Source organism: Pseudomonas sp. IPO3778, from assembly GCF_013386825.1.
GTDB lineage: Bacteria > Pseudomonadota > Gammaproteobacteria > Pseudomonadales > Pseudomonadaceae > Aquipseudomonas.
This window is the reverse complement of sequence record NZ_JACARC010000043.1, coordinates 96,553-118,067: the sequence shown is the minus strand read 5'-3', so window position 1 is coordinate 118,067 and position 21,515 is coordinate 96,553. Positions and strand designations below refer to the sequence as shown.

The 21,515-nt window shown below is 59.6% G+C and carries 12 protein-coding genes and 2 pseudogenes; 1 reads left to right on the top strand and 13 read right to left on the bottom strand.

The window, feature by feature from the left end; all coding sequences use genetic code 11:
* Positions 1–19: 19 nt before the first annotated feature.
* From HX855_RS33925 to HX855_RS23445, 6 genes and pseudogenes are all read right to left on the bottom strand, one after another.
* Positions 20–616 (bottom strand): annotated as a pseudogene (locus tag HX855_RS33925) (methyl-accepting chemotaxis protein); the annotation flags it as partial.
* Positions 617–922: 306 nt separating this feature from the next.
* Positions 923–1,906 (bottom strand): annotated as a pseudogene (locus HX855_RS33920) (methyl-accepting chemotaxis protein); the annotation flags it as partial.
* 226 nt (positions 1,907–2,132) lie between these two features.
* Entirely contained in the window at positions 2,133–7,826 is a 5,694-nt protein-coding gene (locus HX855_RS23460; RefSeq protein ID WP_177089502.1) for a membrane-targeted effector domain-containing toxin, read from the bottom strand.
* Positions 7,827–7,895: 69 nt separating this feature from the next.
* Positions 7,896–9,719: a CocE/NonD family hydrolase gene (locus HX855_RS23455; protein ID WP_177089534.1), complete on the bottom strand. Its 1,824-nt coding sequence runs from the start codon at positions 9,717–9,719 to the stop codon at positions 7,896–7,898.
* A 19-nt stretch (positions 9,720–9,738) separates the two neighbouring features.
* Positions 9,739–11,178 (bottom strand): YfcC family protein, encoded by a 1,440-nt coding sequence (locus HX855_RS23450; protein ID WP_177089501.1) that lies wholly within the window; start codon positions 11,176–11,178, stop codon positions 9,739–9,741.
* A 108-nt stretch (positions 11,179–11,286) separates the two neighbouring features.
* Positions 11,287–12,183 carry a LysR family transcriptional regulator gene (locus HX855_RS23445; RefSeq protein WP_177089500.1) on the bottom strand — a complete coding sequence of 299 codons (897 nt, stop codon included), beginning with the start codon at positions 12,181–12,183 and terminating at the stop codon, positions 11,287–11,289.
* A 172-nt stretch (positions 12,184–12,355) separates the two neighbouring features.
* Between HX855_RS23445 and HX855_RS23440 the strand changes: the two genes are divergently transcribed.
* A complete protein-coding gene (locus HX855_RS23440) occupies positions 12,356–13,579 on the top strand; it encodes an OprD family porin (protein WP_177089499.1) in 1,224 nt (407 codons plus the stop codon).
* A 7-nt stretch (positions 13,580–13,586) separates the two neighbouring features.
* On the opposite strand, the gene HX855_RS23435 is transcribed toward HX855_RS23440, so the two are convergent.
* The 7 genes from HX855_RS23435 to HX855_RS23405 all read right to left on the bottom strand — a co-directional run bounded on the left by HX855_RS23435 (position 13,587) and on the right by HX855_RS23405 (position 21,432).
* Positions 13,587–15,044 (bottom strand): glycosyltransferase family 39 protein, encoded by a 1,458-nt coding sequence (locus tag HX855_RS23435; protein WP_177089498.1) that lies wholly within the window; start codon positions 15,042–15,044, stop codon positions 13,587–13,589.
* Between the two features lie 111 nt (positions 15,045–15,155).
* Positions 15,156–15,704, bottom strand: a complete 549-nt coding sequence (locus tag HX855_RS23430; RefSeq protein WP_177089497.1) for a nucleotidyltransferase family protein — start codon at positions 15,702–15,704, stop codon at positions 15,156–15,158.
* Positions 15,701–16,210 (bottom strand): hypothetical protein, encoded by a 510-nt coding sequence (locus HX855_RS23425; protein WP_177089496.1) that lies wholly within the window; start codon positions 16,208–16,210, stop codon positions 15,701–15,703. The genes HX855_RS23430 and HX855_RS23425 overlap by 4 nt, the downstream gene beginning before the upstream one ends.
* A gap of 109 nt (positions 16,211–16,319) precedes the next feature.
* The gene (locus HX855_RS23420) at positions 16,320–16,607 is read right to left on the bottom strand and encodes a DUF6124 family protein (protein ID WP_177089495.1); all 288 of its coding nucleotides are present in this window, start codon (positions 16,605–16,607) and stop codon (positions 16,320–16,322) included.
* Between the two features lie 564 nt (positions 16,608–17,171).
* On the bottom strand, positions 17,172–18,296 hold the full coding sequence (locus HX855_RS23415; RefSeq protein ID WP_177089494.1) for an SIR2 family protein: 1,125 nt from the start codon (positions 18,294–18,296) through the stop codon (positions 17,172–17,174).
* Positions 18,293–19,966, bottom strand: coding sequence for a restriction endonuclease subunit S (locus tag HX855_RS23410; RefSeq protein ID WP_177089493.1), 1,674 nt, complete (start codon positions 19,964–19,966; stop codon positions 18,293–18,295). Before HX855_RS23410 ends, HX855_RS23415 begins: the two co-directional genes overlap by 4 nt.
* Positions 19,963–21,432: a class I SAM-dependent DNA methyltransferase gene (locus tag HX855_RS23405; RefSeq protein ID WP_177089492.1), complete on the bottom strand. Its 1,470-nt coding sequence runs from the start codon at positions 21,430–21,432 to the stop codon at positions 19,963–19,965. Before HX855_RS23405 ends, HX855_RS23410 begins: the two co-directional genes overlap by 4 nt.
* Positions 21,433–21,515: the final 83 nt, after the last annotated feature.

Here is a 21,515-nt window from a genome sequence, read left to right as displayed (position 1 = left end):
GCTTGCGTTGAAGGTGTGTTTACACCCGGAAATGGCTGACCATCTGCTGCAACTGCCCGCCCAGGCGCGCCAGTTCCACACTCGACTTGGCCGTCTCGTCGCTGGCCGCTGCCGTCTGCTCCGACACGTCCCGCACATTCACAATACTGCGGCTGATCTCTTCCGCCACGGCACTCTGCTGTTCGGCGGCGGCGGCAATCTGCTGGTTCATCGACTGGATATTCGACACCGTACGGGTGATGTTTTCCAGTGATACACCGGCCTTGCGGGTCAGTTCGACGCTGCTGTCGGTAAGGCTGCGGCTGTTGTTCATCACGGCGGCCACTTGCTGGGTGCCGTTCTGCAAACCGGCCACCAGGCCTTCGATTTCTTCGGTGGATTTCTGGGTGCGCTGGGCCAGGCCGCGCACTTCGTCGGCGACCACCGCAAAACCGCGCCCGGCTTCACCGGCGCGGGCGGCTTCGATGGCGGCGTTGAGCGCCAGCAGGTTGGTTTGTTCGGCCACGGCCTTGATCACGTCCATCACGCTGCCGATCTTGTTGCTCTCTTGTTGCAGGTGCGTCATGGCGTCGGTGGAGCGCGCCACTTCGGCAGCCAAACGTTCGATCTGGGCGATGGCTTCGGCCACCACTTTGTCGCCGGCCCGGGCTTCGCCGTCGGCGGCCGAGGCGGCTTGGGAGGCTTGTTCGGCGTTGCGGGCGACTTCTTGCACGGTGGCGGTCATTTCGTGCATGGCGGTGGCCACTTGATCGGTCTCGATCTTCTGGCTATTGACCCCGGCGCTGGTCTGCTCGGTCACGGCCGACAACTCTTCGGCGGCGCTGGCGATCTGGGTCACGCCGTCGCGGATGCCGCTGATCAGTTCACGCAGGGTCGTGCCCATGCGCTGAATGCCTTGTTGCAACACGCCCAGTTCGTCGCGGCGCGTCACCTGGTTGTTGTGGCTCAGGTCGCCGGAAGCGATGCGTTCCACCACCGCGAGGGTTTCGCGCAGTGGGCGGGTGATCTGGCGGGTGATGATCACGGCCGCCACGATGCCCACCAGCAACGCCAGCAAGGTGCTGATCAATTGCAGGCTGCGGGCCTGGGCGCTTTCGGCGTCGCGGCGTTGCAGTTGGATGTCGTACAGCTTGTCGCTGAGGGTGACAATGTCGGTGCCCTGGGTGGTCATTTCTGCCCGGGCCGAGACGATGTTGGCGTTGGCCGCCTTGTAATTCTGTACCGCGCTGCGATAGGCGCCGAGGGCGGTTTCCAGTGCGCTGAGGGCGGTCTGTTGGCTGGCGCCGAACGCCGCATGCAGGTCTTTCAAACCGCTGATGGCCTTCTCGATCTGCGCCGCCGCACGGGCTTCCGTCTCGGCGTTGACGTTGCCGGTGTAGCCGCGCACTTCGTAGCGGGCCAGCTGGAACTGTTCCTTGGCGCTGGTCACGGCCTGGAACTGGGTGAAGCGCTCGGCGCTGTCGGGCATCTGCTGCACGCTGGCATCCAGGGCGCTGATCTGCGCGTTGGCGATGTCTGCCTTGTCGCCCATGAGTTGGCGGGCGGCGTTGCCGTTGCGGTAGGCCTCGCGCATTTTATTCAAGGACTGCTGATAGGAGCTGATGATCGCTTTTTGCTCGTTGAGCAGCTTGAGATTGTCCGGGCTCTTGAAGCTGTCCAGCAGTTTTTGTTGCTGGGCGGCGAAACTGTCGAGGTTGGTCTGCACGTTTTGCGCCACGGTTTCGTCACCGTTGGCCAGCATGTATTGCAGGCGCACGATCCGCAGTTTGGTCAGCGACGCGTTGAGCTGGGTGATGTCGCTCATCCAGTTGCTGCGATCGATCAGGCTGCCCAGGCTGGTCCAGCCGGTGAGCGCGAGGATCGAAGTGAGCACCAGTACCAGGCCGAAGCCCAGGCCCAGTTTCATGTTTACACTGATATTGCCGAACCAACGATTCATCGAATTCCTCCAGGAACAGATTTGCGGTGTGTGCTGGAAGAGCGCCCAGCGATGGGGTAGTACGGGTGTATCGGCAGCCCTGGCGAGAGCTGAAACGGTTTTTTCGTGGAGGCAGGATTCACTGATCGTGGCTGACGGACGGTCGTTTTTGGATAAGGGCGCCCCCGTGCATTCAAGGAGCGCCCACTGAGGGTCAGTCGATTTTTCTCATCTGTTTATGGGTTTCAATAAAGGTCATCAGATGCTCCTGCGTGGCGAAGCGCAGGTTGTCGAAATGCCAGCGATTGACGTAATGCCCCTTAACGTCGCGGCGCAGCGGGGTGTGGATCAAGACGCGGTTTCGGTCCATGTGGACGATCTCCTTCGCGTCGTCCGTGGCGCCCTGTATCAGGTAATCGCCAGGGCGCCTCAGGCGCTGTTGCAGGCCGCTCAGCGGCGTGGCGGTCAACGTCGGCGGGGTACCGGCGACTTCGATGGTTTTCTTGAAGTCATAGCGCACCAGCGGCCATTTCTGCTCGGGCGGCAATGTCGCGATGTGGCCGGGCTCCAGCGCAAATCCCTTGCCCGAGCCGGGCGGCACATCCGCAAGCAGCAGGCTGATGCCTTTGTTGAGGTCGGCGATCCCCGGCACACCGTGGTAGGTGTGAAGGTGCGTCTCGCCCACCAGGGCCAGCCATTTGTGGGGGCCGGCGCGCAACTGGTCGGCCTTGATCACCTGCGTCGCAAAGTAGTTGAACATTGAGGTGCGGCTCGGACGCACCCCGTCCACCCGCAAACTGGCAATGCAGTCGAGGGCGCGGATACGTACTTTGTATTTGATGGCCACCTGTACCAGGCTGGAGAAGGTGTGAGGGCTGCTGGTTGGCACGCCGTGGCCGGTGTCCAGCGCACGCAGATAGGCCCTTAGCTCGTTCGTCAGGATCCCGGTGCTGTAGGCAATATCCAGGTCGGCCTGATGCAACTCGGTGGTGAGTTGCTCCAGGTACAGGGTCTTGACGTTGCGCTGGCTCGTCATGTGTTCCATATGGTTGCTCAGGAACGCTTTGCTCGATGTGGCGCCATGGGACTCACCCACGACCAGGCCTTCGGCGCTTTCCAACACCCGGTCAATGAAGGCTTTTTCGTCGAGGGCTTCGGCCACCTCGGGCAAGGCCGCGCGGGCAGGTGGGGTGTGTTCGCTGAAGAACTGTTGTGCGTCGTCCCGGAGTTTTTTGCGGGTGGCTTCAAAGGCCTTTTGTGCGTTTCGGCGGACGCTGGCGAGTTCGGGGTAGACGGTGTTGAACATCGCTTCCTTGCTGCCCAGCGGCAGTGTGATCTCTTGGCCAAACAGCGCGAGGTGTTCCTCGGGTAAGTCAAAGCGATTGAAATGGCTGTGCTCCACCGACGGCCCAGGGCGCGGCGACGGTGGTTCAAGCGCTTGCACAGACGTGCGCAAGGACAGTTTCAGGTCGCCCTTGGCCAGCGGATCTCCGGGAATGGAACCGGCCACATCGGCGACCACTCGCGTCGGTTGGCCGAAGGAATCTTCGATGCGCAAGGCGATGCTTTTTTGCAGGTCGGCGATACCCGGAGTGCCTCGGAAGGTGCTCATGCGTCTGTGCTCCACCAGGGCGATCCAGCGCTCGCCGGGTGCCTTTTCGATATCGGCGTTGAGCACGGTGTGAGAGTAGTAATTCATCAACGATACGGGGCGCGTCGCTGCTGGCCGTGAGTCGATCAGGCCGAGGACGTTTTCCAGGTCGTAACAGGTGGAGGCATTCAGCGACCTGATCTCGATACCGTTCTGCATCGCGGCCTCCACCAGCTTCCAATAGCCATGCTCACCCTCAGGGTCCATGAAGTGGGCGTGGTCGGTGGACGTGAGCTGTTTTTTGGCCTGTTTGGAAATGCCTTTGGAGAACCGCGAGTGGGTTTGCAAATGATGCACGTCGCGCCACAGGTGTTCGATGTAGATCGCCTTCACGTGCAGCGTCTTGAGCAGCGGCATGTGTTCGATCAGCAACTGTTTGCTGGCGATGGAAAAGTACGATTCGCCGATCACCAGGTGCTGTGCGTCATCCAGTAGCCGTCGCAGCAGATCGGCGGGGAGAAGGTCTGCTGCCAGGTCCAGGGGCTCGGCCCGCTTGACCGGGGGCGGCAGCCTGGAAAAAAAGTCATCGGCATCACGGGTCAATCGCTGCACCTGCGTGAGGTGCGATTCGAGGGCGGGATGCAACTCGTGCCGCATTGACCAGATCATGTGGGTATTCATTGAGTCGTCCAGGCCCTGTGCCAGGAGGAACATCGCCGTGCGGTCTTCAGGGGCGAGGACGTCGGCGACGTGCTTGCCCAGTTTTTCCGAGAGTTCATAGGGTGTCTGGAGTTTTTCATACTTGGGCGCACCACCGGCGACCCCGGCGCGCAGCCATTGGCCGTCGGCGTTTTTGCTCACCAGTTTGCCGGTGGAGCGCAGTTGATCCTGGACGGCGTCATACCGAAACAGCAGGAACCGGCCCAGGCTGTCGGGCGTTTGCGCCGCCCACAACGTATCGCCGCCAAACGCCACCGGGCGCATGCCGCTCATGGCGGTTGGCTGGGGCGGCAGCTGTTGGATCAGCGTCATCGCCTCCTGCTGCCGGGGCAGGCGGGCGATATGGCGCAGGGGTTTATTGACGAGCTTGCCGGCCGACAGCAGCACCGGCCGCAGGTCGGTCAGGACGGCACCGCCCGCATTGAGCAGCGCGCTGAAATAGTGATTCAGCGCCGCCTGGGTATCGCCGCGATGGTAGGCATGCAGGGCCAGCATTGAATCCTTGAATACCAGCAGCGTACCCAGGGCCAGGCTCAGGACCGGAAACGGAATAGTGACGACGGCGATGGTCAGTTCGGCAATCAGGATGACCAGGTCCATGATCATTTCGAACCGGCTGGTGGTGGTGCTCCGGACGTCGTCGAGCACGTGCCGCAGCGGCTTGTCGTACACGTAGAAGCGCAAGTCCCGCAGGGGTTCAAAGGGGCGGGGGACGTCGAACACCGGCTTGGAGTAAACGCCACGTTGTTGGGGCTCCAGGCGGTTCAGCAGGTCACGCAGGGTGGACTCGAACGCCCTGCGCTCAAGGCTCGCCACGCGCTTGGTGTAGTAGCTGGCCATGCCTTCAACGTTTTTCAGGCGCTCGTTGAATTCTTTTTGCGCGCGAAAATCGATGCCGTCCGGTGATTGCGGGGTGTACAGCAAGGGCACGTCATCCCCGTGGTGGAAGCGGTAGCAGCCGTCGATGACTTGCCCGCACAGCTCCAGCGGATACACCGGGTACAGCGCGCGCGTGGCCAGGCGGCTGTCCCCCAGGCTGTCGATGCTCCGGGTCAGCCAGGCCAGGTCGCTGCGCGCAAGATGGCCTTGCAGGCAGCTTTCCCAGGCGGCTTTTTTCATGCGCAGTTGGGTCAGTTCCAGTGCCATGTTGCGGCGCCACGGGTAGTGAGGGGCGAGCGGATCAAGCAGGGTTTTTTCCACCTGCTGGATGTAGCGCGACCCGATCCAGGTGCCTCTGATGGATTTGCTCACGACCTCCGCGTTCAGCCGGTTCAGGTCGACGCCTGCGGGGCCCTTGAAGTGCGCCATGGTGTCGGCGGCGGGGTTGAGGAAACCCAGGCTGTAGTCATAGCCGTTGCGGTAGAGGGTGGTGTAGGAGACATGCTCGCGGGGCGTGATGACGTACACCTGATTGGGGTCGACCGCCGGTGTGGGGTGGCCCAGCAGCGTGTTGAGCGCCCGGTGTGCCGCGTCATACAGGTAGCTGTCGAAGTCCGGAAACTGCTCCGGGCTGCCTGGGCTGGCGCTATAGACCTGGGCCGCACCGGCGGCGTCTTCGTTGAGGTCGGCGAGGGTCTGGCGGTCAATCTTCGAGGCGCGGCTCAACCAGTCCGGGGTGCGATGCAGGTGTTCATCCGCCTGCATGGCCAGCAGGTTCTCGCTCATTTCCAGCAAGCAGTCCTGATAGGTGGAGGCGGGGCCGAGGATGATCATCTGATGTTCCAGGGCGTCCGGCCTGAAGCCCAGGGTCGAGAGCATAAGGTTGTACGTGGGGCGGATACGGCTGACCAGTTGTTCAAGCAGGTACGTTCGCATCGTCACCGGCCGGTCGGGCGACGGCACCTCCTGGCTCCAGCCAAGAATGTGCGCCTGCAACTCCCGCTCACTGCCAAAGGCCAGGAACTGCTCGGTACGCGGCGCTTGCGGCGTACACAGCAGCAGGCGTCGGGTGGCACCTTTTTCGTCGAGCTGGCGCATCACCCACAAGTCCTTGAGCGGTGCCTCGTGCAACGCTAAGCAACTGGCCTTGAGGGTGGCGCCAGGGCCCGACTTGAGGGTTTCAAACAGCTGGTAATCCGCGGTGCTGATGTGGTTTTGCAGCAGGGCGCTGTAGGCCAGCGCCTGTAACCGTGTGTCGACCATGTCTTGCATCGCGCGCTTCACCACCGTGGAGCCCAGGGCGCGTGCCTGTTCGCCGGCAAAGTCAAAGCGCGGTTGCAGGGTGTCGAGCAGCTCGGCCAGGTAGTGCGGGGTGATCGCACTGAACTCGGGCGGCAGTGGCTGGCCGGCGTAGGTCAGCCGGGTGTCCTGGAGAAACGCCGAGCCTGGCTGTGTATCGCCGACATGCAGGCCGCGCACGGCCAATGCCGTCAGGGTGTGTTGTTGTTGATAGGCGTTGCCGGACATCAGCGTACGCTCGGTGCTGATCAGCAGTTGCTCGGGCACCAGCGTTTGAATGTCCAGCTCTTGATCGAGGCGTTCGAGCAACTGCGTGCGGGCCAGGTGCTCGGGGGACGCCGCCGGCCCCAGCAGCGCCAGGAGATCTTCGCGGGCCTGTTCGTAGGCCTGTGTATGTCGCACAAGGGTCTGGTGTTGCGCGTGGGTGGCGCGGCGAAACCAGTCCGGTGCGGCAGCGTGCAGCAGCTTGTCCAACAACTGCTGCGCTCGCAGTTCCAGGCGCGTATCCAGGTTCCAGAGTGTGCAGCCAACCGCCTGGTCCATTTCGGCTGTGAGCTGGGCGACACTCGTTGGCGTCGGGCTGCCGTTCAAGCCCAGGGCAAAGTCGATGTCCTGGCGCTGTTTGGCCAGCAGGGCGTTGTAGGTGTGTTCGGCCAGGGGCATGGAGTCGATGGCGCTCAGCTGCAACGGCCAGGTGCCTGCTGCGCCCAGGTGCTGATCGCGACGTGGCAGGTGTTGCAGCAACTCCTGGCGCCATGCGGGATGGTCCATGCGCTCACGCAGGGCGCGGTCCAGCAGGTTGAGTGAGGTGAAGGTCTCCAGGCCACGGGACGGTGTGAACAGCAGCACATCGCCGACTTCCGTATCCCCCGTCAGATGGGTGACGGGTGTCCGCAATGCGGTCAGGACAAACGCCCCGGCAAACTCGATGGTGCGTTCGCGGTGGCTGAAGCTCAACGCATACATTGCCGGACGCAACGAGGGGCCGCCCGGAATGTTCAGCACCCGGTCACGGTCACTGGGCAACAGCAGCCGGTCCTCAACCTTGAGGCGAGCCTCGGCTTCCAGCGCGGCCTGATGTTGATCGAGTATCCAGCGCTTGAGTACCCGGCCGTCGGGAACCCGTTCAGCTTCCAGTGCCTCAAGTTTTTTACGCGCGGCGAGGTTGATTCGGTTGCGGTTCAACCGGCCTTGGTCGCCTTCGAGGACCCAATGGGCGGGAAGGGTGTAGGTCACCTTGACCTGCTGAAGTATGCGCTGTGCTTCTTCGGTCAGTTGGGTGTTGAGTTGCTCGATGGTCCGGAGCTGCGCTGAAGGCTTTTCCTCCGGGAGTTGGCCGGGTAGGGGCTGGCCGATTTGCAGCAGGTAGGCACGCAGTTGCGAAGGGCTGGGCCCGGAATCGGAGAGTAGGGCGCTCATGGGGAAAACCTCGGGTATTGGATGAAATCCGAGGTTGCGGGGTTTGAGCGCCCGGCTGGGGGTACTTAGTTAATCGGCTGCCGGTATGGGCAAAGCATGGGTGGGCAGCACGGTGAGGATCAAGCGCGAGGAATAATCACGGCTCATATGCACGGTGTTGCGGGCTACTCGTGGATGCTGCGCCTGGCCCTGAGCCTCGCCGCTGTTGGGGTTGACGTCAAAGTGCGGGAAGTTGCTGCTGGCGATGTCCAGGCGCAGGGAGTGGCCACGCTTGAAGCGGTTGCAGGTGGCGAACGGCTCGATCACGACCTTGACCCGCGCCCCCGGCGTCAACAGTGTCGGCTGTTCCCATGAGTCGCGGTAGCGGGCACGGCGAATGCCATCGGTGAGGTTCATGGCATAGCCGTCGGGGTACACATCCACCAGTTTGGCGGTGAAGTCGGTGTCGGGTGCATCGCTGTCGATCCACAGTTCTATCTGCAGCGGGCCGGCGACGATCAGGTCCTCGGCCAGGGGCTCGGTCTGGAAACTCAGGATATCCTCACGCGCGTTCAACGGACGATTATCACCCTGGGTGCCGAAAAAGTCGGCGCGCTCGCGCTGGTCGAACGCGCCGCCGGCGAACACCGGGCTGCCGGAGGTCAGGGCGCCGCCAAGGGTCGGCACGGGGTTGGCGGGGTCGGCGTGGTAACTCAGTTGCCCTTCATCGGTACTGGGGCAGGTGTTTGTCAGTCGCCGGTTTTCCTGCAAATAGAGGATCAACGATTGGCTGCCGGGCAACGGCCATTGGTGGCTTTCGAGCCAGCGGCCACCGTGTTGCAGGCGGCCCTGCCCATCCCGGGCGCCAGTGCCGCCGCCCATCAAAAACACCTTCACCGGTGCCGGCGCCGCCAGCGGTGCGTTCTTGAGGGCACGTTCAAACCAGTCCAGGCGACAGCTCAGCCAGTCTTTGGCGACCTGGCCATCGAATGCACCCAGGGCGCCAAACTCAGCGTCACCGCTGTGGGTGATGTTGCGATCGCCGTGCAGCCACGGGCCCATGATCAGTTGGTGTTGCGCCTGGGTGCCTGCGCAAAACGCCGAATAGTTGGCCAGGGTCGAACTCACGTAGGCGTCGTACCAACTGGACATGAACAGCACCGGGATATCCGGCAAATCCTGATAGTGGCCCTCGGCGTAGATCCCCGGTGACTGCCAGTACGGGCCGAAATCACCCTGTGCCCATTGTTCCAGCAGGTAGGCTTCATATTCCGGCACGTGGCGCAGCGGCGATTGCCCGGCCTGCCACGGCATGCGCGTGAACCACTGGTGGATATCTTCCTGCTCCAGCGCCTCAAGGATCGCCGGGTCCGCCAGCGCCGCCGGGCTTTCCTTGGCCTGGCGCCAGGCCCAGGTGGCTTGCTTGAGTTCGAATGCGCCGCCCTGGCGAATCCCGCATTGGTAGGCGTTGGCGAAGCCGCCGCTGTCCAGGACCATGCTGGCGAGGCCGGGCGGATGCAGGCAGGCCATCGCCAGTTGGGTGTGGGCGGCGTAGGACAGGCCCATGCTGCCGATCTTGCCGTTGCACCAGGGCTGCCCGACGATCCAGGCCAGGGTGTCGAAACCGTCTTCGCCCTCGGCGGTGTATTTGGTGAACACACCTTCGGAGGCGTAGCGCCCGCGGCAATCCTGGAAGATCGCGACACAGCCCTGGGCGGTAAAGCGTGCGGCCATTTGCTCGCGGGAAATGTGCTGGCCGTCGAGCCGGATTTCCGAGCGCGACGGTTTGCTTTTGTCATAAGGGGTACGTTCGATCACCACCGGAAACGGGCCCGCGCCCGGCGGCAAGTAGATGTCGGTGGCCAGGTGGATGCCGTCGCGCATGGCGATCATCTGGTTGTGCAGCGTCTGCATGGAAAAAACACTCATGGGTTCAATATCCGGTCCCAACGGCAATGGCCAACAGCACCATCGCCAGTACGGCATAGATCAGAAACAGCGGCAGGATGTAGCGCGCCCACTGGCCCCAGCCAACGTTGGCGGTGGCCAGCAATACCAGCAGGCCGCTGGAGGTTGGGGTGATCATGTTGGTCAGGCCGTTGCCCATCAAAAACGCGAACACCGTGGTTTGCGGGCTGACACCGGAGAGTTGCCCCAGCGGCCCGAAGATCGGCATGGTCACCGCCGCCTGGCCCGAGGTGGACGGGATCAGCACATCCAGCCCCAATTGCGCGAAGAACATGCCGTAGGCCGACACCACCGGGCCGTGATCGCCCACCAGGTTGGCCAGGGTGTTGACGATGGTGTCGAGCACCTGGCCGGTGCTGAGGATGATTTCCACGGCGGTCGCCAGGCCGATCAACACGCCGGCAATCAGGACCTTTTTCATGCCGTCGACAAACGCACTGGCGGCGGTGCTGGCGCCGAGCCCGGCGATCACGGTGAAGGCTACGGTCAGCAGCAGGTAGAACGCCGACAGCTCGTGGTATTTCCACTCCCAGCGGTTAGAGGCGTACACCAGGAAGCCAATGCCGGCACCCAGCACAATCAGGTTCAACAGGTGGCGCAGGGGCAGCGGTTTACGTTCGAACGCGATCTGCGCGCTGGCATCAAACCCATGTTTGCGGATGCTCCACAACACGAACGCAATGCCCACCAGCAGGAACGTGCAGTAGGCCGCGACGCGCATGCTCAAGCCGCTGAAAATCGGCAGCCCCACCATGGGCTGGGCCACGGACAGCGCCACCGGATTGGAGATGGAGGCCAGGTAGCCGATCTTCACCGAGATGGTCACGATGGCCAGCCCGATCAGGTTCGACAGCCCCAGGCGGTTGGCCATGGCCACCATCAACGGCACGATCAGGATGAATTCCTTGGCCAGGCCCATAAAGGTGCTGCCGGCGGAAAACACCAGCATCAGGCTCGGCACCAGCACGTAGATATTGCCCCGGGTCAGCCCCAGCAGGCGCTCAAGGCCGGCGTCGATCACCCCGGCCTTGTTCAGTACGCCGAACATGCCACCGATGAACAACACCATGAAAATCAGCGCCGCACGTTTTTCGATGCCCTGGGGAATGGCCATGAAGCCTTCCACCAGCGACACCGGCCGGGCGACGGTATCGCCGGCCTTGCGCGGTTCGAGGGAGAACAGTTGGCCGACGGCGTCGTGTTTTTCCAGCACCTGATAGGAGCCCGGCACCACCAGGCCGTTCTGGCGCTGGAACTTGCCCGAGTTCACCGCGTAGGTGAAGGCGACGGCCAGCAGCACGATGCTCAACAGGATGATGGCCGGGTTGATCTGCTTGCGCTGCGCCGGTTTTTCCACCGGCGTTTCAGTGGGCGAGTGGGTACGGACGATCTGCGGTTCGGTCATGCTGGTTGCCCCGGTGTGCGCTGTTATTGTGGTGTCGGGTGACACTTGTGGAGCGGACACTAGGGCAAAGTTTTAGCGGCGACAACGTTATGCGCGGGCTGGGTTGGGCTATGCGTTTTGTGCGGCCAGGCGCTGCTTGAGGTGTTCGGCAAACGCCGTCACCACCTTGGACCTGGGCTCGTTCGCGCGAAACGCCAGGCCGAATGCATAGGGCAATGCCGGTCGAAACGGGCGGACCACAATCGGCAAATGCATGAAGTGGCTGGCCAGCAAACCATTGACGATCGACACCCCCAGGCCCTCGGCGACAAAGCTGCACGCGGCGCCTACTGAATGCACTTCTACCCGCACCTGCGGCGTCAGGTTGGCCGCGCGAAACACCTGATTCAACTCGGCCCGCAGTGCCCGTTGCCGGCCCAGCATCACCAGGGGTACGTCCCGCAAATGTTGCACTTCGATGCAGGCATGCCGGGCCAATGGATGGTCCGCCGGCATCACGCACACGCCTTCGGTTTCCAGCACCGGTTCAATCTCGAAGTCGGGAATCTCGGTGGGCAAGCGTACAAAACCGAGGTCGGCGGAACGGTCGAGCACGGCCCGCTCGATCATGTCGTAGGAGCCGGTCAGCAACTCGACGACGATGTCTTCCCGACCCTTGAGAAACTCGGCGACGATCCGCGGCAACAGCTCCTGGGTCATGCTGGTGGGCACCCCGACCTTGATCAGGCTCTTGCGCGAACGGCCCACGCGCATCTCGTCCGCCAGGCGCTGGATACGTTGCATGCCGTCCACCAGGCCAGCCACTTCGGTGAGCAGTTCTTCAGCCTCCGGGGTCGCCATCAAGCGGCCCTTTTTGCGCAGGAACAACGCAAAGCCCAATGCCTCTTCCAACTGGCTCAGCAACCGGCTGACGGCGGACTGCGACAGGCCCATACGGGTCGCCGCACCGATAGTCGAACCGGTGGACATGATCGCCTTGAAGGCTTCGAGCTGCTTGAGATTCACCGTGATGTTCCTGTGGTTTGAGGGCTTTGCGCATAGCCTGATGCGCTTCTCGCATAACGTTGCCGGGTGTTCGAGGAGCCGTTAGTGTCCGCCGCAATGCGACACGCCGTCCAGCCTGTCGCAGGCAGCAACTGCCCATAAAAAACCACAATACGGCATTCGGGAGACGGTTATGCGTGAGCTTTTCACGAGGGGAGGAGTGGTGTCTGCAGGCTTGCTGGCGAGCCTGTCACCGGCGTTGATGGCCCAGGGGTTCTGGGAGGATTCCCACGGCAAGCTGACCTTGCGCAATTACTATTTCAACGACGGTTACCGCGACGGCGGCGAAGACCGCAAAGAGTGGGCCCAGGGCTTTTTGCTCAACCTGCAATCGGGCTATACCGAGGGCACCGTGGGCTTCGGCCTGGATGCGTTGGGGCTGTCGGGGATCAGGCTCGACTCCAGCCGCGCCCATGCCGGCACCGGCTTATTGCCCGTGCACGACGACGGCCGCGCGGCCAGCGAATTCTCCAGCCTGGGGGTGACCGCCAAGATGCGCATCGGCGAAGCCGTGGTGAAAACCGGCACACTGCTGCCGAAAATTCCGGTGCTGGTGTACAACGATGGCCGGCTGTTGCCGCAAACGTTCCAGGGCACTCAGATCGAGTACAGCGGCATCCGTAACCTGTACGTGCACGCCGGGCACCTGGACAAGTTCAAGCTGCGGAACTCGACCGACAGCGTGGACATTTATCCCCAGGGCTACAGTGGCAAAAAGGGCAGCGACTTTGATTTCGCCGGCGCCACCTACGCCTTCACACCCAAGCTGAGCGGCACCTGGTACTACGGCGAAATGCGAGAATTCTATCGCCAGCAATTCCTCGGCCTGGTGCACAAGCAGCCAGTGGGTGCCGGCAGCCTGACCAGCGATTTGCGTTACTTCATCAGCAACGAAGCGGGCGAGGCACGCAACGGCAAAGTCGACAGCGACATGTTCAGCGGGCTGTTCACCTACCGGCTAGGGCCGCAGGCGCTGGGTGTGGGTTATCAGAAAGTCACCGGCGATACCGCCTTGCCCTATGCCAGCGTGTCGACGGTGTATTCCTTCAGCAACGCCGGTGTCGGCAAATTCATCCAGGCCGGTGAGCAAACCTGGATGCTGCGTTATGACTATGACTTCGCCGCTGTGCTGCCGGGGTTGAGCTTCATGACCCGTTATTACAAGGGCCAGAACGGTGACTTCAAGGGCCGTGAAGCCCGGGAGTGGGAGTCGGACACCAACCTGCGCTACGTGATCCAGGACAGTGTCTTCAAAGGCGTGGGCATCGAGTTGCGCAAGGCCACGTATCGCTCGACCTACGCGAGCGATCGTGACAACTACCGGGTGTACCTCACGTACGACCTGGCGCTGTGGTAGCCGCCCGTTACTGCTCGATGAAATAGTAAGGCTGGCGGTTGACCGACATCTCCTTGACCACCGTCATGGGTACGTTCAGCCGGTCAGTGTTATCCACCAGCGCCACGTTGCCGGGCTTGGCGGCAAGGTAGCTTTTAAGCGCTTCCGGCGTCTGCAGAATCTGCAAATAGGCCTGCATGTAAAACACCCCGGCGCCGGCGATACGCTCATTTGCCTGATACAACACCACCTCTTTGCCTTGCGCCTGCATGGCCTGGATCTCACGGATCACCGGCACAAACGACTGGCGCACATCGGCCTTGGGCGCGTACCAGAACGCAGCGATCAGGTAGCAGGCAATCACCACAGCGAAAAAACCACCCAGCAGGCCACGACGATGTTCATAAACGTGTTCGGCAACGTGGGAAACCTGCCCGCGACTTTTCAACCAGCCCAGCAACACGCCGCCATACTCGGCGGCCAGCACCGCTGCGGCAGGTGTCAGCGCCATCAGGTAAACCGTGCGTTTGCTGGAGGCGAACGTCAGCAGGGTGAACTGCGCCACCAGCCACACACTGAAGAACAGACGGTAGCGGTTACGCACCAGGCTTTTACGGAAGTGCCACAGCCCCAGGTACACCAGGATGTTCCAGGGCAAAAAGGCTTCGGGCAGTTTGGCGAGGTAGTAATAGAACGGTTCGTAGTGACCGGCTTCGACAAACGAGCCGCTGAAGCGCCCGACGCTGTTGGTCAGCAGCACTTCACCCACCGCTTGCAGCCCGCCGCGCTGGTACAGGAAACCCAGCCAGATCATCAGCGGCACCAGCGCCAACAGGGTGAACAGTGCGGGTTTGATCCAGTCGCCCAGTTTGAATTGTTTATCCATCAGGCTGGTGCTGGCCAGATAGACAAAGATCACGATGCCCGGCATGGCCAGGCCCAGAACCCCTTTGCTCAAGGTGGCGATCACCATGCCCAAGGTGAACAGCAGCCAGCTGCCCAGGTTGGAGCGGTCGCGCTCCGACTCGGGGCGGTTGGCCTGGTAGAACGCCAGCAGGGCCGTGGTGACCCCGAGGGTGAGCAGCGAGTCTTCACCCACGCCGCGCACATTGCTCCAGTAACTGGCCATGGTTGCCAGCATCAGCGCCGCGACAAACGCCAGGGTCTTGGGCCGGCCAAACTTGCGCAGCATCCCGTACAGCAGCATCACACTGAACAGCCCGGCAAACGCCGAGGCCAGGCGCACCGCCCAGGTGGTGCCGCCAAACAGGCGGATCGCCCCGGCGTCGAGCCACAGGCTCAGGGGCGGTTTCTCCAGGAACGGTTCGCGGAACAACTGTGGCACCACCCAGTCGTTATCCAGGTGCATGGCCATGGCAATCCCGGCCACACGGGCCTCGGTCGAGCCTTGGAGCTCGTGATTGCCAAGGGCGGAGAAGAACAACAGCGCAGCAAGCAGGAGCAGCAGAGGAGCGGAACGCGTCATGGATTCTGGCTACCGGGGCAGGGGACCGTTCGGGGGAACAGTCCGGGCGATCGGTGAGTATACGAGGGTGATTCTTAATAATTCGTGAATGAATGTGTGGTTTTTGCAGGGTCAGGGCTGTTTCAGCAGTGGCCAGCGGGTGAGCCAGCGTTTGGAGGTGATGCGTTGCTGGTAAATGGCGTGTTTTTCTTGGGTGAAGCGGTGTGTGGGGTTGAGTTGGAGGTTGAACAGGTCATCCAGGCCGAGTGGTGCTGAAACTTCGCACAGGTCTTCTGCGGTTCTTCTGACGGCTACGGCGGTGGCCGTCTCTGGCCAGAAGCGCATGGCGTCGCTGGCGTTGCAGTAGGGCGCGTCGCCGTTGCGCAGGTGCATGCGCGCCTGGTTTTTGACTGACCAGTCGATGGAGGGTTCTGCTGCGCGTAACAGGGCTTCGAGACGGCGGTCTTCGGCGGGGTCGGTGCAGGTGGCGTCGAACCACAGTACGTCGACGTCACCGGTCAGTGGTGATAGGGGGCGACCGTGGAGGTGATCCCACACGGCGTTGCGTATGAAGCCGGCGCCGATCCAGCAGTCGGGGAGGGCGAGGGAGCGGACGACGGCCAGTAAGTGCCAGCGTTGGACATCGCTGCTGATCAGTGTCTGGAGGGCGTTCTCGCTCAAAGGATTACGGCCTCTTTTACAACGATCCCCAATTCGTTGCTGACTTTCACCACCCTTACTTCATCGCGGTGCCCGATCCCCGTGGGGCGGCAGATTTTAATCGTCTTATTCAGTTCAGGATCGAACACCCTGATTCCGCTGCAGCTTTTACTTCCGCCCGACGAATATTCGTAGTGAGCTGTATAGCTGCTGCGGGTGCCGCCTGAACATAAAATGGCCAACGAAAACAGCGTTACCGATAACAGCGTGCATAGGATGAACATCCCGGCAAACGCCTTAAGCAGGGTCCGTTTTTTTTCGAGCCGTAGCTGTGGTTGTCTTACACGCCAGACAATCACGGACGCAGCCAGGGTCAGGACGAGCGATACGGATAAACAGGCTTTCCCAGCGACCGGTTTGAAGTGGATGGCCGGTGAGATGCTGAACTGCCATATAAACAGCACGGCCAAGAGAAGCGTTACTCCCAGCACGACGGGTATCAGGTAGGCGTAGGAATTCTTGTTCACTGCGGCACACATCCTTATGTTTCAAAAAGCAGGGGTCTATCTTAAAAGAAAACAGACCCTCACCTTTTTCTTACTGTTGGGGTACTCAAGCGGATCGCTATGTTACCTGTCAGGAAACGGTCCTTTCCGCAGCTGCTGAGTCTGCCGTTGGCACAAGAATGTCCAATGCGCGCGTCACCAGCAACTCACCCAAGACGCTCAATTGCTGGGTGGCCAGAAGTTTATGGCGAAAGGCGCCATCAAGCTCGAAAGCCAGGTCGGTAGTGAGAGCGTTCAGTGAGGCGAGGGTTTCGCAGGCTTGTACCAGCAGGGTTTCGGGGTCGATGTTTTGGGCGATACAGAAGATATCCGTGCCGGATTGGCTCGGGCATGGGGGGTTGGGGCTGTGCTTTTTCATGACTGCAACTCCTTGATTGGTGGAGTCGCCAGACGTCGCTGCTAAACGAAAAGGGTGGCGACTGTGCACGGGTTAGCAGACCAGGAATCAAGGAACCCAGCGCACTCGAAAGTGCCCCACGCACAGCCGCCATAACGCGGACAAGCGGACGCAAGATGCTTCGCTTGAACGGATGGTGGCATTGCATGCCTTGATATTAACCGAGCTGCTAAACCCGGTCGCTGATTTTGCAGCGACGTTTCAAGGCTAGTCGTGTCGATTGATGAGCACCAGTTCACCAAGGGCGCGATGTCTTGCGGGAAAAATCCGAAGGTTCAATCGGCGGTGTGTTTTCAGGAGGCCAGAAACGACAAAACCCGCACAAGGCGGGTTTTGGTGGTGCTTCGTATTTGGTGGGCCGGGGTAATTTGAATTGGCCTACTATACTATTGATAAATATGACAATAGATCGCTCTATAATTTTGGTGGAATACCATTTGGAATACCGAGTGACTGAATCATTACTCCTTAAGCTCGGTGAGAGGTTACTCGAAAGTGTCCGTGTTAACGGGGCTCGAACCCCCGTTAAATTTTTTCAACTTTGAGCAGTTTGAGTATTTGAGAGGGAGAGTCCCACTCGCCATCTGGGAACCAGATTGGGCTGATACCATGACCCGCGAGGAACTGGTCTCTGGCTCGGCGCTCTCCTTCATCACGTGGCGTATTCAATATCGCAAAGTGTCTGGGCATGTACTCTTGATGAGAGCCGTACAGTTCCTTAAGTACTGACAAGTAGCGATCCGAAATTAGGCTACATCCCATAAATACTACGCTGAAGCTTCCGAATATTTTTTTCAGGAGGCTAGGTATCGGGTAGTCGTAGTCGATGCCGCTAGCTCCATAGCCAGCATTGTATTCATCTAGAGTCAGTACTCGATTACGCGGCTCATCAATTCCGCCGTGTAGTTTCAATAGATAGTTGGATCCACTATAGATTGCTCTAATGAATCGACCGCTCTTTTCATTTCCAACGGGCTTCTCTCTGAATGGTGCGCCCAAAGCCTCTAGGCAACTCTCCAGCACTTCATCAAAGTTGGTGGTGATCATGCATCCATCAAACAGGTCTACAAGGTCAGCAGATGGGCTGAGGGCGGGAGTTATTTTTGCCCCCGCGAATGCATGCTTAAAATCTCGACTAAATACGGGAAGGGTTTGCTCCTGAATAACTTCATCCATCACTCGTTCGTGGTCGCCAGCGTGAAGACGCTCTTGTACTTCTTCTTCGTTTAATCCGGCACGTCTGGCCTGTGCTGCTATATAATTTGACCAAGAGGGGCAGCCTGCAGCAACAGAGAAACCCGCTCCGACAAAGGGTATTACAGTGCTGTGACGCTTTATGATGCTTAAAAGCTCTTCATATACGCCTTCATTCTCCGGAAATTGATCAAGCCATAGAGCTGAGCTTTTAGTGCTTTTTCGATCCTGCCGGAGAAGTTGCTGATATGTTGGAGGGTCTGCAAAAAATATGGCTCTGCTGATAGGTTCAAGTAGTTGCTCACCAGTTGGCGTCCTGAGGATAATTTCGTATCCTTCAAGCTCGCCTTGGTCGAGTCGGTTGTTGAAATCCTGATTGCTTACGTATTCTTGATGCTCATCGATAAGCGCTGCCGCTGTTTCGATCGCTGCCTTAATTATTTGCGAGGTACTCATGCCAGCGCCTCTTTAACTAGGTTGTTAGTTAGCTGTTCATTGAGCTTGCTGGCCAGTCTTATTTGGGATTTGAGTTGATCGCAGATGCCTGTTAGTTGATTTATTTTTTCAACGATACGGTGCTGTTCTTGTACTGGTGGAATAGGGATTGGAAATAGGCGTAGTGAGCCTAGGTTTAAACCTTTATATGCAATGCCCCGTAGTTCTGCTGTTATTGCGCTCCAAAAATAATTGGACTGCATAGCGATTGCCATATAGTGGCCGCTCAATTGTTTAGAAACTGGGATTACGGCGACTTCTCTTGCAACGTTGTAGCCTGCGAGCTCTGCATTTACCACGGCTACGCCTCCAAGCGTGCCGCGGATGTTTATAACAATTTCTCCTCCAGTAAGTCGCGTTCTTGTATATTCGCTTTCGATTTCTTGAGAAACTTTTCTAACAGAATGTAGATCGATATACCCGGGTTTTACGTCGCTGCATCTTAATGTGGCGATGCCACCTTGTTTTGGCTCTATGCCTAACTTGATAATACCGTAAGATATCTCTCGCCCTCTCTCAAGGAGCTTGTTGAGAGTTTCCCATCTCCACTGAGATGGGAGAGGAAAAGGGTGTGACTGCTTATCTTGTTTGGTGAGATGTGAAGCTTCTTTTGTAGAGTCCAAGTTGGGGAGTATTGTACTAACCGACTCATCGTTGGGGTCTTGCGGAACCAGTTTACCCATCACGGCCAGTTGCAGCAGTGTTTGCTTGAGGGCGTCGATGCCGGGTTCGGTGGTGAACAGGGTGTGAAAGTGTTCGGCCAGGCGCTGCCAGTTGGCTGTGAAGTCTGCGGCGTCGGTGACTTGGGTCAGGCTGCCGAGCAGCGCTTGCACCAGTTGAATGTGGGCGCTTTCGGCGTCGGCCTGTTGGGCTTCCAAGCGATCGCACAGGGCCATCAGCTCATCGACTTTGGCGACGATACGATGTTGTTCGGCAAGAGGAGGAATTGGAACTGGTATTTCTTTGAGTCGTGAGGCTTTGATCCCAGTCGCAGTCATTCCTGTCGAAACGTCAAGGAACTGAACTTGAAGAGTGGAGGACATCATTGCCAGCTGCAAAAATGGTCCAGTAGCTAGATCATGCAGTTGGAAACAAATCACTCGCTGAGCTAATGCAAACTGCTCTGATATATCAATCAGAGAAATATTTCCAAGGGGGGCCTCGGTGGTAAAAAGCATATCTCCCAACCGTGGAAAACCTCTGGTCATCCATGACGGATAATCTATTTCTGCAATGAATTCTTGGGGCTCTCGACTGATGAAGCCCATTCGCACATTTTTCGCCGTAATAAGTGGAATGCCCGATTGCGTTTTTGTAGGTGTCCTACCCCTATAATCAATAAAGCGGGCAAGGTTTCCAAGTCGAGCATACTCCCAGCCAGCGTTGAGCTTAAGGTAGTGTTCATCCTCTGGAATATCATCTCTTGCCGTAGTGCGCATGCCCTCTTCAATTACTAGACGTTGCTTTTTCGCCTCGATGTGCTTGAGCAGCTCACTGGCCGGCTCATCGCCGGGATCTTGGGCTACCAGCTTTCCGCGAATCGCCAATTCCAGAATCAACTCACGCAGCTTTTTGATGCCGTTGGGCGCACCGGCCAACAGCGGCAGATTGTCGGTGAGCAGCGTGGTCATACTTCACGCTCCAGAGCTTCCGTCAGCACGACTTTAAGCTGGCTGCGCAGAGTAGCGATCTCGCCTTGCAGCTTTGCGTAATCGCGCAGTAATTCTTCCGAGTCGTGGCTGACTTGCTCGCCAATATGCGGGTTCTTACAGTCCAGGTTCCAGTTGTTTGCCTGCAGATCTTCGACTCTAACCTTCCAGGCAAATTTGTTTGCCACCCGAGAGGCAAAGCCATCGGCCTCGCTGCCCCACCAGTCTTCTTCCGTCGCGAACTCTTCGATACGCATGGGCCGGGTCTTGGAGTAGTTCTTTACGCCGGCTGGGTACTGATGTTCGTAGAACCATACCTGATTGGTCGGCGTGCCCTTGGTGAAGAACAGCAGGTTGGTCTTGATGCCTGTGTAAGGGTTGAATACTCCATTAGGGAGGCGAACGATGGTGTGCAGGTTGCATTCGTTGAGCAGCTTTTCCTTGATACGGCTTTTGATGCCTTCGCCGAACAGGAAACCATCGGGCAACACCACGGCGGCGCGACCACCATCCTTGAGCAGGTGCATGATCAGCACCAGAAACAGGTCGGCGGTTTCCCGGGTACGAAAAGCTGCGGGGAAGTTGGTTTCGATGCCGTCCTCTTCCATTCCACCGAACGGCGGGTTGGCGACAATGCAGTCGACCCGCTCCGCCGGGCCCCAACTAATCAGCGGGCGGCTCAGGGTGTTGTCGTGGCGGATCTGGCTGGGCACCTCGATGCCATGCAGGATCATATTGGTGGTGGCAAGCAGGTGCGGTAGCGGCTTTTTCTCCACGCCGAAGATACTGGCCTGCAGGGTGCGTTCGTCCTCGGCGGTTTTTACATATCGGCTGCGCTTGTGCTCGATGGTGCAGGTTAGAAAGCCACCTGTGCCGCAGGCCGGATCCATAACCTTCTCGACCAGTTTGGGGTCAACCATACGCACCATAAACTCGGTGACCGGACGCGGTGTGTAGAACTCTCCGGCATTGCCGGCGCTCTGCAGGTCGCGCAACAGTTGCTCGTAGAGGTTGCCGAACTCGTGACGCTCCTGGGCCTTGTTGAAGTCTACGCCTTGCTGAATTTTGTTGATCACTTGGCGCAGCAGCTGGCCGGACTTCATATAGTTGTAGGCGTCTTCAAACACGCTGCGCACCACGAAGGCCGCTGGCGAGCTGCTGTATTCAGGCAGGTTCTGCAGTTGGGGGAACAGGTTGTTGTCGATAAAGCCTTTGAGGTCGTCACCTGTCATGCCTTCCGGGTCGGCGGCCCAGGTGCGCCAGCGGCAGCTCTCGGGAATCGGCGAGCTGTAGCTGTCGTTCATCAGTTCCCATTCCAGCTCGCGATCATCGAAAATCTTGAGGAACAGCAGCCAGACCAACTGGCCGATGCGCTGGGCGTCTCCATCGACGCCGACGTCTTTGCGCATGATGTCCTGGATGGATTTGATGGTGGAGCTAATCGACATGACGAATTCTCGGGAGGGCGCAGTAAATCGGACGATTGTATAGGGGTTAGTTGTTGGGGGGTACGCCGCCGCGCGACTACCCC